Here is a 14643-nt window from a genome sequence, read left to right as displayed (position 1 = left end):
CGGTTCGAGCCGCCGGCGTCCCCGGTCAGAGGGCACCGGGAGTGTTCAACCGGTTCCGGTTCTCCGGGTGGCGCAGGTAGTGCTCGAGTGACCGCAGAACGGGCCGGGCATTGGCGCCCAGTGCGGGCACGCCGATGATGATCGAGGGCCGGAATGCTTCTTCGAACCGGTTCGGGCGGCGGGTGCGGGCTCGATGCCGGGCGTTCGGGGACGGGTGCGCCCTGATGACGATCAGTGGAAGTCGGCTGTTCACCCCCACGTCGTAGATGACGTCCCATGGCGTGTACGACTCGCTGGTCAGTGACCGGTGGTAGACCCCGGTAGGGGTCAGAACCACGCGGCCCGGCGCGCGTCGTAGCAGGGCGACGACAAACCAGAGAAGGAAGACCGCCGCGATTCCGATCAGTGTTGCCATGACCCGACCGGCGGAAGTGCCGTCGGCCGCGATCGCGATGGCCACCACGGCGAGGACGAGGGCCGTCAAGATCGCATCAGCGACTGCCGCGAGAACCAGCTGGGCTTCCCCCGGTCGAGTACGTCACGTGCGGCGCTCTTCTCCAGGTGCCTAGAGTCGACTCGGACGAAAGGTGACGATGGCGAAGCTGGTCCTATCCGCGGACGAGGCGGTTCTTTTCGAGTTGGTCGGGGCTCGCGTCTTTCTACGGGCGCGTGCGGCTCTCGCCGATGGAGAGATCACAAGCCCCACCGTCGGCCCCACCGGCCTGGCGGTCGGCAAAGTTCGGGACGGCGGGGTGGTGACCGGCGAGATAGTCCCCGGCCCTAAGCCCGCCCTGGACGGTTTCTGCACTTGTGTCGATGCGGAGTGCGTGCACCTGATCGCGTTGATGCTCGCCGTCCAGCAGGACGACCGGACGTCGAGTGCACCGGCACCGGCCCAGCGACGGCCGAGAGCCGGCCGATGGGAGTCCCAGCTGTCGGCGCGGTTGCGTGACCTGGCCGGGCCGCCGCCGCTTCCGCAGAACTCGGAGCCGGAGATCGGTCTGCAGTTCGAGCTCGTCGAGGCCTATCTACCGCGGGTCCGCCGGACAGGGCAACGTATCTCGATGCGCCCGGTTCGGCCAGGCCGGACGGGCTGGGTGCGGACCGGGGCCGGCTGGCACTCACTCGGCTATGCCGTGGGCCGCTCGCCGAGTGCGGAGAATCATCGCCGGCTGCTCACCGAGATCGTCACCTTGTCCGGCTCCCACAACTACTACGGCAGCGTCAGCGCGAACCTCTACTTGGACGATTTTCGTAGCCGCCGGATCTGGGACCTGCTGACGGAGGCTCAGGAGGTCGGTCTGCCGCTGGTGCAGTCGGGTAAGAACGCCTGGCCGGTGGTGGTGGCGAGCCGTCCGGCGCAAGTGTCGATGCAGGTCGACAGCATCGACGATCGGCTGTCGCTGCAACCCGTATTGCGGGACGAAGACGTGCCAGTCGACCTGGAGAGCACCCTTTTCGTCGGCGAGCCGGCACACGGCATCGCCACGTGGAGGACACGTGACACCACGGGACCGGCTGAGCGAGTCCTGCGGCTGGCTCCGCTGGCCAGCCCGTTGCCACGTCCGGCTCGTAAGGCTCTGGCGGCCCCGGGCATCGAGATTCCCGGAGCGCAGCGGGAGCGGTTCTTCGCCGAGTTCTACCCCGGTCTGGTCCGGCAGATGCGGGTCGTACCGGTCGGCCCGACGGTGAGCCTGCCGCAGGTGAGTGATCCGGTCCTGACCGTGACGTTGAACGCCGAGCGTGATCACCATCTGCGGCTGTGCTGGACGTGGGTGATCGAGGCGGGCGGTGGCCGGCACAGCGAGCCGCTCTGGTCACCGAAACTGCAGGACGAACAGGCTGATCTGGTACGGCGAGTGGCTGATCTCGCCGAACCCGGTTTGTTGGAATCCGCTCCGCAGGGCACCCGACTGGCCGCCGAGTCGGTGCTGGGCGGCGACGCGATGATCCATTTCCTGAGTACGGTCCGGCCCGAGTTGATCGCGCTCGGTGTGTCGGTGATCGAGCCGGACGATTGGGACCTGCAGGAGAGCCGAGCCGCGCCGGTGATCGCGTTCACCGACGCCGCACACACCGGCGAGCCGGACTGGTTCGACCTGGCGGTGCATGTCGAGGTCGGCGGCGAGCAGGTCGACTTCGAGTCGCTTTTCGTCGCGCTCGCTCGGGAGCAGGAGTTCCTGATCCTGCCATCCGGCGTCTACTTCGGGCTGGACCGGCCGGAGTTCCGGCAGTTGCGTGAGCTGATCGCCGAGTCCCGCGAACTCGCCGACAGCCCGCCGGGGGTGCTGCGGGTCGGCCGATTCCAGGCCGGCGTCTGGGACGAGCTCGGTGAGCTGGGGGAATTGGCCGGTCAGGCGGCGGACTGGCAGCGCACGGTGGCCACGCTCAGCCGGGCGGGCGTGTCTCTCGACCAGACGGTGCCGGCCGCGGTGCACGCTGAGCTGCGCCCCTACCAGCAGGAGGGTTTTCGCTGGCTGGCCGCTCTGCACGACAACGGACTCGGCGGCATCCTCGCCGACGACATGGGGCTCGGCAAGACCCTGCAGGCGCTCGCCCTGTTGTGTCACGCCCGTAAGCATGGCCGCTTCCTGGTGGTGGCACCGGCCAGCGTCGTGCACAACTGGGCGGCCGAGGCCGCCCGTTTCACCCCTGATCTAGAGGTCCGGGCGATCACCTCGACCGCGGCCCGGCGGGGTGCCGGACTGGCGGAGGCGATCGGGCAGGCCGAGCTCGTGGTCACGTCGTACACCCTGTTCCGTCTGGAGTACGACGCCTACGCGGAACTGGACTGGGCCGGGTTGGTGCTCGACGAGGCGCAGTTCGTGAAGAATCCGCAGTCGCAGGCGTACAAGTGCGCACGTCGCCTTCCAACACCCTTCAAGATCGCCATCACGGGTACGCCGATGGAGAACAACCTGGCCGAGCTCTGGGCCCTCTGCTCGATCGCGGCTCCGGGCCTGTTCCCCCGGCTCGATCGGTTCACCGAGTACTACCGCCATCCGATCGAACGCGAGCACGATCAGGACCGCCTTGCGCAGTTGCGTCGCCGGATCCGGCCCCTGGTGCTGCGCCGCCGCAAGAACGAGGTGGCCGCCGAGTTGCCGGCCAAGCAGGAACAGGTGGTCGAAGTCGACCTGTCACCCGGTCACCGCAAGATCTACCAGCGCTACCTGCAACGGGAGCGGCAGAAGGTGCTGGGCCTGCTGGGCGACATGGAGAAGAACCGATTCGAGATCTTCCGCTCGTTGACGTTGCTGCGGCAGGCCAGCCTGGACGTGGCGTTGGTCGACGAACAGCACCGCGCGATCGCCTCCACCAAGCTCGATCTGCTGGTGGAACAGCTCACCGACATCGCCGCCGAAGGACACCGCACCCTGGTGTTCAGCCTATCTGGACGGCACCACTCGCGACCGCAAACGGGTCGTCGATGAGTTCAAGACCGGCACCGCACCGGTCTTCCTGATCAGCCTCAAAGCCGGCGGGTTCGGCCTGAATCTGACCGAGGCGGACTACTGCATCCTGCTCGACCCGTGGTGGAATCCGGCCACCGAGGCACAGGCGGTCGACCGGGCACACCGCATCGGGCAGACCCGTAACGTGATGGTCTATCGCCTGGTAGCGAGGAACACGATCGAGGAGAAGGTGATGGCGTTGCAGGCCCGCAAGGCCGAGCTGTTCGCCGGGGTGATGGACGGCGGCGAGTTCGCCTCCGCCGGACTCACGGCCTCAGACATCCGCGAACTTCTCGGTTAGGCGTGGCTGTGCCGATCAGAGCAAACCCGGTCCGGTAGTCGACGCCGGAGCCTCCCCGGCGGCTCTGCCGGGGAGGCTCCGATCTTGGGGGGCCGGATCAGAGTCTCGGGTCCTCCTGGACCTTCAAGGCGTTGAGGATCGGGTCGGCCTCGCCCTTCTCGCGGGTGAACACGATGGTCAGGTCGCCGCCGGTGTGCTTGACGGTGACCGTGTTGGTGTTCGCGGTCAGGGTGCCCGCCTTCGCCTGCACGTCGTGGTCGTAGAGGAGCACCTTGCCGTCGGCCAGTACGTCGAAGGCACGCTGCCCGGGTCGGACCTTCTCCAGCTCGGCGAAGTCGAGGCCGATCCGGTACGTCCCGGCCGGGGCGTTCTTGAACACGTACTTGAACGTCTCGCCGGTCCGCTGGGTGCGGAACAGCGCGTCGTCCCTGGTCCCGGCGATGTCGGCCCGGGTGGTCGCCACCTTGCCGCCGACGTGGCCCCAGGTCCGCGAGCCGAGCGCCTGGTCCGGGGACCAGAAACCGCCACCACCGAGGTATCCCGGGCCGCCGGCGTCGACGGCCCTCCAGTAGGCCGAGGTGGCCAGGCGCACCGGTTTGAGCTGGGTGTCGCCCTTACCGGCGTTCGACGCCACGAGCAGATCCCCGAGGAGTACGCCGGGCTGGATCCCGGCGTTGTCGGCGGTCACCGTGACCGTGGTGGTGGCGCCGGCCGCGAGCGTGACCGTACCGGTCGCGGCCGCACCGGTGAGGGTCAGCCAGGGAAGGTCGGCGGCCTCACCGACGTGCACTTCGAGCGGAGCGGAGCCGCTGTTGGTGACGGTCACGCCGGCCGTCGCCCGCCGGTCCCGGTCGAGCAGCCAGTCGAGGGTTCCGGTCGTGACGGTGGCGACGCCGGTGGTCAGCGCGGTGTCCCGTACCTCCGCCTGGTCCTTCTTCGTGATGGTCACCGGGTGGCTCGCGGTGACGTAGTTCGGTGCCTCGACCCGCACGATGTTCTCGCCGACCAGCGCCTGGGCCTTCCACCGACCCTTCACGTCGGTCGTGATGACCCGGTCGCCGAGCGTGACGATCGCGCCCTCGATCGGCTTGCCGTCGTTGCGGTCGGTGACCGTGCCCTCGATCGTGCCCGCGGCCGGGAGGTGGTACTCCAGGCCCAGTCCGGCCTTCAGAACGGGCTGGTCGACGGAGTACTGGCCGGCGGGATTGCGGTTCAGGCTCTCCACCCCGACCGTCGCCGACGAGCCCCGGGTGAGCGGGTTGTCGCCGCCGACGCCGTCGCCGTACCCGATCTGGATCCGTCCGTCGGCGATCAGGGTGACCGAGAAGCTGACCCGAGCCGTCCGGTCGCTGTAGAAGGTGGCGTTGCGCCATTCGACGACCTGCGCGGCCACCCCGTCCACCTGGGTGGTGCCGAAGTAGATGCCCGCCTCGTCGTCGACGACGAGGTCGTCCCAGAACGGGTAGATCGCGTCGATCGGGTACGGCGACGGCAGCGCCCGGTTGCCACCGGACGTGTCGGCGCGGTCGAAGGTGAGCGTGCCGTTCGTCGTCACGCACACCCCGTCCCAGGCGGTGTCGTAGAACGGCTGGAGGTAGCCGGAACCGAACCACAGCACGCCACACAGGTCGTCACCGTGCCAGCCGGACTCCTCGGTCCCCTGCCGATAGAGCCCATCGACGACCTTCATGGTGTACGAACGACCGGCGGCCGCCACCGGCACGGGGCCGGGGTCCGGCTGCTCGGGCTGGGGTTCCGGCTCCGCCACGTCGGCGCGCGGGTCGAGCGTCACCCGCAGTGCGGCGATGCTCGGAGGTTGCAGGCCCTTCGAGCCCCGCAACTCCACGGTCAGCGGACCGCCCGCGTGCTGCACGACCGTCTTACGCCAGTCGGCGGTGTTCGGCCCGACGGCCGCGGCCGGATCGTAGGCGTAATCGGTCAGTGCTCCGTCCACGAGCACGTCGAACACCCGTTTGCCCCGGGCCGCCCGGTCGATCTCGGCGAACCCGAAGTCGACCGTGTAGGTGCCCTTCGGCGCGTCCGGGAAGCGGTAGAACAACTGCTTGTCGGCCGTGGTGCGCTGCGACTGGAACAGCGCGTCGTCGACCGTACCGGCGATCGGGGTCCTGGTGTCGATGGTCTTGGTCTTGCCCTCGTAGCCCCACGTCTTCTTGCTCGCGGCCTGATCGGCGGACCAGGTGAAGCCGGCGGCGTCGGTGAGTTTCGCGCCGCCGGAGTTGACCCCGACCTGGTATTTCGTGGTCGTGAGCGTCACCGGGACGTAGGTCTTGGGCTGTCGTCCGGAGTCGGAGCGGACCACGATGTTCGCGCCCTGGACGCCGGGCTCGACACCCTTGGCGGAGATCGAGACCTTGACGGTCGTCGACTGGCCTGGGGCGAGGGTGCCGCCGGTCGCGGAGAGCGACAGCCACGGCAGGTCGGTGATCAGGTCGTCCTCGACGTCGACGAGCACGACGTCGTCGGCGATCTGGTCGGCCGCCCACAGCGCGCCGGTGGCGTCGGTCTCCAGGCCACCGCCCAGACCGGGTTTCCGGCCGGGGAACCACCACGCGTTCACCAGCGAGCAGTCGGCCGGGTCGACCTGCAGCAGGCGGGTGGGCCGGTTCCCGGTGAGGTCGGTGTACCAGATGGTGTCGGACGCCTGGTTGTAGGCCAGGCCCATCACCTCGGGCAGTGGCGGGGCGCAGAAGGACAGCAGCGTGCCCGGCTTGTCGTGGGACGTACCGGCGACGGTCCCGATCATGCCGTTCGCGCGGCCGCCGACGTAGAAGACGTCCCGGTTCGGGTTGTACGCGAGACCGGTCAGCTGCAGCGTCGACCAGTCCCCCTTGATCTGCCGAGTCTCCTTCCCGGTCGCCCGGTCGAAGCAGTGGATGTAACTGGCCGGGCTGTCCTCCATCTGGCACATGTCCCCGGTCCGGGTGTCCAGGGCCATGTCGAACGCCCGGTACGCGGGGTTCCACGACGCGTCGAACACCTTGCCGGTCTTCTTTCCGGTCACCGTGTAGGCGGTGTTGGTCCGCGCGTTGTAGTCGTGGACCCAGACGTCGCCGTCGTACCCGATGCCGGAGGGCTCCTTCTCCGCGATCGTGCCGGGGATGGCGATCCGGGTGATGACGTCGCCGCCGGAGGTCGCGCCGACCTTGGCCGCGGCCTGCGCCTCCGACAGGGTCGACGTGGTGACCTTGCCGTCGACGTTCGACGGCTTCATGCCGCTCGCCCCGGCCTTCCACGCCGCGAGGTCGATCGAGCCGACCGCGCCCGTGCCGGTGCGCGCGGTGGCACCCGCGGCGTCGAGTTCGGGGTGCCGGGCGGCTTCACCCAGGTTGTACGTGAGAGGCGCCGATCCGTTGTTGGTCAGCGTCAGCGAACCCACGCCGTTCTGGTCGGTGCCCAGCAGCGCGTCCAGACCGTCGGTCTTCAGCCCGGCGGCACCCGTGGTCAGGCGCACGTCGATGGTCGCCTTCGCGTAGAGCTCCTTCAGCGCGAAGGGGTACGCCACGGTCGTGTAGTTCGGTGCCTCGACGGTCATGGTGTAGTCGCCGACCGGGAGCTGGCGATGCACGAGGCCGGTCCCGTTGGTGGTGACGGCCTCGACCAGCCCGTCGGCGTTGCTGACGGAGACCTTCGCCCCGGCGACCGGCAGCCCGTCGTTCTGGTCGACGACGGTCGCGTCGAGGTACCCGAAGTCGGGCATGTCGTAGGTGACGATCATGCCGTCGTGCAGTACCGGGGCGTGGTCGGAGAACCGGATGCCGTCGACACCGGCCCAGCCCTGGATACCGGTGACGGCGTGCAGGCCGGCGGTCACCGGGTCGTCGCCGCCGATGCCGTCGCCGTACCCGAAGATCACCGTGCCGGAGCGGGTGAGCGTGGCCGAGAAGTCGACCGGCTCGGTGTATTCCGCCCGGGTCGGCCAGGACCAGAGCTTGGCGTTGCGGTACTCGATGACGAACGCGTCCTCACCGTCGACCTTGGTGGCCGCCGTGAAGACACCGCCGCCCGGGGCGAACTCGACCGGGGTCTCGACGTAGAGCGGGAAGATGCCGGCACCACCGTAGCCGGGTCCGGTGCTGCCGTCCGGGGCGATGACCCCGCGCAGGCCGACGCCGAGGGTGTCGTGGCTGCCGTTGTAGAGCGCGATCGGGAACGGCAGTTTCACCGTGGCCCACACACCGCCGCTGAAGGTGACCTGGTCGGTGCCGCGCAGGTGTTCGCCCTCGGCGACGGCACAGCTGTAGCCGCCTCCGTCGACGATCAACCCGACCGGGATCTCGGACGGCTCGTTGCGCGCGCCGACGGTCAGCGGGACGGTCCGGGGTGAGAAGCAGGCGTTGGGTTCGACGGCCAGGGCGTACCCGCCCTCGGGGACGGCGGTGATGGTGAACCTGCCGTCGGCATCCGTGCGTACCGGCTTCAGTGGCGTGTCCTTGACGGTGACGTCGGCGTTCGGGACGGGCCGTTGCTTGTCGTCGACGACCCGGCCGCTGACGTCGTGCCGTGCGGCGGCGGTGAGCGGCAGGGTGACCGGGGTGTCCCGGCCGAGGGTGATCGTGACGTCGGCGGTCGCGGTCAGGTAGCCGAAGACCCTGGTGCTGAGCCGGTAGTCGCCGACCGGGAGGTTCGTGGTGAACCGGCCGTCGGCGTCGGTGCCGATCGACCGGCTGAACGGTCCGCTGATCGTCACGTCGGCGGCCGGCACCGGGGCGCCGTTCGCGGTGACGACACCGGTGAGGGTGCCGCCCTCGCGGGGTGCGAGCTCCAGCAGGCGGACCAGGTCGAGCCGGCCCTCGCCGTACTTGTTGTTGATCTCGGCGGTGCCGCCGCACTCGGTGTCGTCGACGTCGACGGCCGACTCGCCGAGCAGGCGGCGGGTCTCGTCGACCTGCCCGATCAGGGTCGGGTCGTAGCTCCAGAGCGCCGCGACGGCACCGGCGACGTGCGGTGCCGCCATCGACGTACCGGACATCTCGACGTAGCCGTTGTTCGGGTAGGACGAGCGGACGCCGTCGCCCGGTGCGGAGATCTCCGGCTTGATCCGGCCGCCGTCGCCCTCGCCCTTGCGGGAGAACGACGCGAGTGTGCCGCCCGGCGAGAGGGCACCGACGGAGTAGGCGCTCCCGGCGGCGCCGGGCGTGGAGACGGTGTCGCAGGCCGCGTACGGCGAGGTGTTGCCGGACGACCAGACGCTGAAGATGCCGGCGGCGGTCCAGGCCTCGTCGATGGCCTCGAAGAAGCCGTCGAAGTCGTGTTCGACGTTCTGACCCCACGAGTTGTTGATGACGTGCGGCCGCTGGGACGGGTCGGGGTTGTCGCCCTGGACGTCGGTCGGAGCGAGCAGCCACCAACCGGACCGCAGCAGCGACTCGACGCCGCTGCTCGTACAGCAGCCGTCGGTCGCGATCCACCGCGCGTCGGGTGCGACGCCGACGTGGTCGGCGCCGTCGACGCCGACCATGGTGCCCATGGTGTGCGTGCCGTGCCCGTTGTCGTCGCAGGGTGCGGCCGTGCACGAGCCGCGGGTGGCCATCCAGTTGTAGTTGTGATCGACGGTGCCGTCCGGCTTCGCGCCGCGGTACTGGCGGGCCAGGGCGGGGTGGTCGAACTGCACGCCCGAGTCGAGGTTGGACACGGTGATGCCGGCACCGGTGGCGCCCATCGCCCACGCCTGCGGGGCGTGGATGGCCTCCAGACCCCACGTGACGGTGTCCTCAGCGGCGGACCGCTCGACGGTGATCTTCTCGTCCACCGGGTCGACCAGCGCGACCTGCGGTGTCGCGTGGATCTCGGCGACCTGCACCCGGGCCGCCACGTCGAGGGCGAGTTTCTCGGTGCCGCCCTTGACCAGCACGGCGTTGGCGATCGGATAGGAGGTGTACTTGACACCGGCCCGGTCCAGTTCGGGGGCGACCGACGCCACGGAGTTCTTCGCCGCCGCGGTCAGCGCGTCGTAGACGAACCGGCCACGAGCGGTCCAGTCGGCGATCTTCGTGGCCGGTGCGAGGTCGGCGCCGGTCTCGAAGGTGATCCAGAAGTCGGCGGACGGCTGCGTACGGAACCGGTCGGTCAGGCTCGGCGCGATCTTGTCGGCGGCGTCCGGGTCCGCCGCGTACGCCGGCAGGGTCGGGAGCAGGCTCAGGCCGACCAGGGTGGCCAGCGTTGCGGCAATGGCTTTGAGTCTCATGGGGTCCCTTCCGCCTACACGGGTTGGTAGGGGTCGTGGCTCTCGTGGTCGGCGTCGGGGGTGTCGTCCCCCGACTCCGGTGACTCGGGGGTCGGCGGTTCCTCGACAGCGGAGTCGTCACGCGCGGCGGGCTGCTCAGACATGCATCGGCCAACGGCTATGGATCATGGAGCCATGCTCGGGCGGACCGGGTGCCCTTAGCTATCCGGCGGATACGTCAAAATTCACGAACACGCCGGCTTCCACGGCCTTGACCGCGAGCGCGGTGCGCGAGTTCACGTTCAGCTTGCGCATCGCCGCGCGCAATTGTTGATCCACGGTGGCCGGAGATTTGGACAGGATCCGGCTGATCTCGCGGTTCGTCTTGCCGGCGACGACCAGCTGGACCACGTCGAGCTCGCGAGGGGAGAGCTGGTCGCCGTACCCGCGTCGGCCGCCCCGCCACAGACGCGGCACGTCGGCGCCGTGCTCGCGCAGCCGCTGGGCGACCCGGTCCGCGTCGCCGCGCGCACCCAGCCGGAACAGCTCCTCGTACTGTGCCGCCAGCAGTTCCCGGCCCGGCTCGTCCCGGCCCTGCGCCAGCAGCGCCTCGGCCTGATGTTCGCGGGCGCGCAGAGCGTCGTAGGGGCGGGGCAACGCGCTCCAGGCACGCGCCGCCCGGTCGAAGGCCGTCGCCGCCCGGGCGTGGTCGCCGGCGGCGGCGAGCAGCAGGGCACGGCACACGGCGAGCGCGGCCCGAGGCGCGGGCGCGGTACGGCCACGCAGTCCCCGGGCGAACCGGTCGACCAGGCGGGTCGCGGCCGGCCGGTCACCGGCGGCGAGCAGCGCCTCGATCCGGGCCGGCACCAGGTCCGTCGCCCAGATCCAGATGCCCTTACGCCGTACCGTGTCCATCGGCTCGTCGGTGATCTGCACCGCCCGGCCGCTGTTCCCGTCGGTCAGCCACAGCCGGGCCAGAGCAGCGGCCGCCTCCATCGTGTCGTCGGCCGCGCCGAGACGGGCCGACTCCTCCAGGACCAGCCGGAACTGCTCCTCAGCGGCACGTCGCCGACCGGCCGCGGCCGCCAGCCGGGCCGCGAGGCGGATACTGCCGAGGTAGTGCGCCGGCCGGTCCCGGTCGGCGTCGGCGAGGGCCGCGCTCGTCTCCGCGAGACCGTCCCAGCGGCCGGTGTTCCACGCCAGGTTGGCCTGTTCGAGCCGGACGTTGTGCTGCAACCGGGACGCCTGTTCGGTCTCGGCGAGGCGCTCGGCCACGGCGAGGTGTTCCGCGGCGTCGGCGTACCGGCCCCAGATCAGCGCCCCGGTGCCGATGTTCACGTGGATGCGGGCCACATCGAGACGCTCGGCCGCCGTCCTGCCGTCGACGGGCAGCCCGGCGACGACCTCCCAGGCCTCCTCCTCACCCAGCATGAGCAGCGCGGCGGCCCGGTTCCCGGCCAGATTCAGCCGCTGCTCGGGCGAGTCGATCCGGGCGGTCAGTTCGGCGGCACGGTCCAGCCAGCGCCGATGGGTCGAGGCGGGCCACGGCCCCGCGTACGCCCAGCCGAGGTAGGTCATCGCCCGGGCCGCCTCGACCGGGTCGTGGTCGAGACCGGCCACCGCCTGCTCCAACTCGCTGAGCGCGGCCTGCGCCTCACCTCCGGTGATCAGCAGACGCCCCAGCGGGTTACGGATCTCGGCCTGCTGACGCGCCGAGAGGCCGGGGCTTTCCAACACCGAGCGCAGGGTACGGATCACCCGGTGATAAACCTCGTCGACCGGTTCCCGACGACCCAGCGCGGCGACTCCGGCGAGGCGCGCGACACGTGCCCGGTCCGTCGGCGGCAGGACGGTCCACGACAGCAGGTCGACCAGCAGATCGACGGCCTTGGTGTGGTCACCGGAGGCCATCGCCAGTTCGGCGCCCTGCTCGGCGTACCGTGCCCAGGATCTCGTCTCGCGGGCCTCGCGGAAGTGATGGGCCAGGCGGGCCACCGGCAGCGGCCGCAGGTGTTCCAGCGCCCGGCCGGCCCGCAGGTGCAAGTGCCTGCGGTCGGTCAGCGGGATCGCCTCGTAGACGGCGGTGGCGGCCAGCACGTGCCGGAACCGCCACCGGACCCGGTCGTCGCCGTCCAGCACACCGGCACCGGCCGCCTCCGCGATACCGTCCCGACACACGTCCGGTGACAGGCCGGCGGTCATCGCGATCGTCGCCGCCGAGGACGGCTCGGCCAGCGTGGCCGCCGCCCGCAACGCCTGCTGCGCGGTCGGCGACAGCCGGCTCACCCGCTCCCGGGTGGAGTCGCGCACCGTCGGCGGCACCTGCAACTCGCGCAGCTTCAACCGGACCCACTGGCCGTCCCGGAAGACCAGGTCGGCCCGGTCGTACATGAGCCGGACCGACTCCTCCAGGGCCAGCGGAACGCCGCCGGTCCGGTCGTGCAGGAACGTCGTGAACTCCTGCGAGATCGGGTTGCCGTCCAGCATCGAGGACACCAGTTGCGCCGTGTCGTCGGGCCGCATCGGCGCCAGGGCGATCCGCAGCTGGGTCACCCCGGCGGGCAGCCGGGACGTCAGCCGCAGCAGCAGCGACGCGTCGTCCACCTCCTCCGGCCGGTAGGAGATCACCAGGCTGGGCCCGTCGGAGTGCTGCCGGGAGATGACGAACAGCAGGAACTCCAGCGTCACCTCGTCGGCCCAGTGCGCGTCCTCCAGCACCAGGACGTCGACCCGCAGCGCCCGCAGCAACTCGTCGAGGGCCCGGAACAGCCGGTGTCGGGCCGCCTTCGCATCGTCCAGCGGCGGCAGCGCGGGCGGCAGATCCGCCGACCACTCCGGAAACAGCGGCCGCAACGCGCCCGCGAGTGCGGTGAGCCGCAGGCCCCGCACCGGACGCTCGATCCCGTGGAACGCGTCGACGATCGGTCCCAGCGTCAGCGACTCACGCAGCGGTGGACACACCGACACCAGGGTGGTGTGCCGGTCCGGCGCGGCCAGCCACTCCCGCAGCAGCCGGCTCTTGCCGATCCCCGCCTCCCCCTCCACCAGCACGATCGCCGGTGGACGGGCCAGGGCCTCCCGCAGCGCCGCCGCCTCCCGTTCACGACCGACGAAACGCGGCGCGGAAACGGGCATGCGTGATGATCTCGCCTCCCGGCACCCGGCCACAAGACCATCAGCCCCGACCGGCGCCGATGATGACCCCTCTCACACGGCGGCGCCTACCCCGCGTGCGACCAGAGTGTGTCCAGGGGAAGCACCGATGTGCCGTCGTCGAATCGGAACGCCAACGCTCCGGTGTACAACACCATGGCCGACGCGAGGCGATCACCGAGGCGGGCCCGGAGCGCTCGGATTCCGGCGAGGTCGGACTGGTCGACGCGAGTGCCGGCTTTGATCTCGAACGCGAAGACCATCCCGTCATCGCGCTCCAGCACCAGATCCACCTCATGGGCTTCGGCGGTGCGGAAGTGACCGACCGCGACCGGGGCGTCCGACCAGCTCACCTGCCGGAGGATCTCACCGACGGCGAACGTCTCCACCAGGTGGCCGTACACCGTCAAGGTCGCCGGATCGTTCGTGGCGATCTTCTCGGGCGTGAGGCCGAGAAGCCACGCCATGACGCCTGAGTCGACAAGATGGACCTTCGGCTGGCGGGCCACTCGAGAGCCGAGCGTCGTCCCCCATGCCGGCACCCGCGAAACCAGAAAGACAGCCTCGAGAAGCTTCACGTAGTTCTCTGCGCTGGACTTCTCCATCCCCACCGCCGAGGCGACGCCGGCGATGTTGAGGACCTGACCGGACCGGGCGGCGAGAACGCGCAGCAGCCGCGGGAGCATCTCCCGCTGACGTACCCGGCTCAACTCCAGCACGTCACGCTCGATGACGAGATCAAGGTAATTCGCGAACCAGCGCGACCGGGACCGACCCGGCGGGCGGCGCAACACGACAGGCATTCCACCGGAGGTGATCCGGCGGGCATACTCGTCCCGCGTCGTCGTGGACGGCATGGAGCCGAGCGACACGTCAGCGCCATCGAGCAGCCTGCTCACCAGGCAGGCCCCGGTTGCCCCGTCGATCTCCGCCTGAGTCAGAGGCAGCACCTCCAGAATGTCGACCCGACCGGTCAACGCCTGCCCTGCCTCCGGGAGGGTCACATACCGCGTCGATCCCGCCAGGACGAACCGTCCCGGACTGAGGTCCCGGTTCAGCTCGGCCTTGATCGCACCGAGCAGATCCGGGACATGCTGATACTCGTCGATCAGGATCGGGCCGGGGCCGCTGACGAAACGTCCAGGGTCGGCACGTACCGCAGCTCGGGTGGCGGGATCGTCGCAGTCGATGACGGCGCGTCCCAACCGGTCGGCGAGAGCATGCAGAAGGGTGCTTTTGCCGACGGTCCGGGGACCGTTGAGAACCAGGGCCGGTTCCTCGGTCAGGCGACGGGCCAGTACGGCCGTGAGCTGGCGCGGAGCTATGCCGGTGAGAGAGCCCTCCACGACCATGCAGCCTACCCTGTTCCGTATCTGCAGGGAAAATTTTCCGTATCTTGCGGCCTCTGGATTCCGCATCTGCGGATCGTCTACTCCGCAATCAGCAGGCCCTGATGGGGATGGTTGGCCGGAAGTACGGCCAAGGCGAGCCACTCACTCAAGACGATCAAGTTAGCCTCGGCAGACCCTTGCTCGCCCGGACGGCGGCAC

7 protein-coding genes and 1 pseudogene are annotated in these 14643 nt (G+C 70.0%); 3 read left to right on the top strand and 5 right to left on the bottom strand.

Features of this window, described 5'->3' with window-relative positions; translation table 11 throughout:
- Positions 1-25: 25 nt before the first annotated feature.
- Positions 26-484: a hypothetical protein gene (locus tag Q0Z83_RS00570; protein ID WP_317791763.1), complete on the bottom strand. Its 459-nt coding sequence runs from the start codon at positions 482-484 to the stop codon at positions 26-28.
- Between the two features lie 109 nt (positions 485-593).
- Here Q0Z83_RS00570 and Q0Z83_RS00565 point away from each other — a divergent pair, with 109 nt between their 5' ends.
- From Q0Z83_RS00565 to Q0Z83_RS00560, 3 genes and pseudogenes are all read left to right on the top strand, one after another.
- A complete protein-coding gene (locus Q0Z83_RS00565; protein WP_317791762.1) occupies positions 594-3434 on the top strand; it encodes a DEAD/DEAH box helicase in 2841 nt (946 codons plus the stop codon).
- Positions 3394-3528, top strand: a pseudogene (locus Q0Z83_RS55680) (helicase-related protein); the annotation flags it as partial. The gene Q0Z83_RS00565 and the pseudogene Q0Z83_RS55680, both read left to right, overlap by 41 nt.
- Before the next feature lie 72 nt (positions 3529-3600).
- A complete protein-coding gene (locus Q0Z83_RS00560) occupies positions 3601-3756 on the top strand; it encodes a hypothetical protein (protein WP_317791761.1) in 156 nt (51 codons plus the stop codon).
- Positions 3757-3853: 97 nt separating this feature from the next.
- Here Q0Z83_RS00560 and Q0Z83_RS00555 read toward each other — a convergent pair whose 3' ends face one another.
- From Q0Z83_RS00555 to Q0Z83_RS00540, 4 genes are all read right to left on the bottom strand, one after another.
- On the bottom strand, positions 3854-9961 hold the full coding sequence (locus tag Q0Z83_RS00555; protein WP_317791760.1) for a S8 family serine peptidase: 6108 nt from the start codon (positions 9959-9961) through the stop codon (positions 3854-3856).
- 14 nt (positions 9962-9975) lie between these two features.
- Positions 9976-10104 (bottom strand): hypothetical protein, encoded by a 129-nt coding sequence (locus Q0Z83_RS00550; RefSeq protein ID WP_317791759.1) that lies wholly within the window; start codon positions 10102-10104, stop codon positions 9976-9978.
- 58 nt (positions 10105-10162) lie between these two features.
- Complete coding sequence (locus Q0Z83_RS00545; protein WP_317791758.1) at positions 10163-13075, bottom strand: helix-turn-helix transcriptional regulator; 2913 nt, start codon at positions 13073-13075, stop codon at positions 10163-10165.
- 86 nt (positions 13076-13161) lie between these two features.
- On the bottom strand, positions 13162-14586 hold the full coding sequence (locus Q0Z83_RS00540) for an ATP-binding protein (protein WP_317791757.1): 1425 nt from the start codon (positions 14584-14586) through the stop codon (positions 13162-13164).
- Between the last annotated feature and the right edge of the window lie 57 nt (positions 14587-14643).

The sequence above is a fragment of the Actinoplanes sichuanensis genome, from assembly GCF_033097365.1.
Classification (GTDB): domain Bacteria; phylum Actinomycetota; class Actinomycetes; order Mycobacteriales; family Micromonosporaceae; genus Actinoplanes; species Actinoplanes sichuanensis.
Note: the sequence above shows the minus strand (reverse complement) of the source record. Positions and strands in the feature narration are given on the sequence as shown.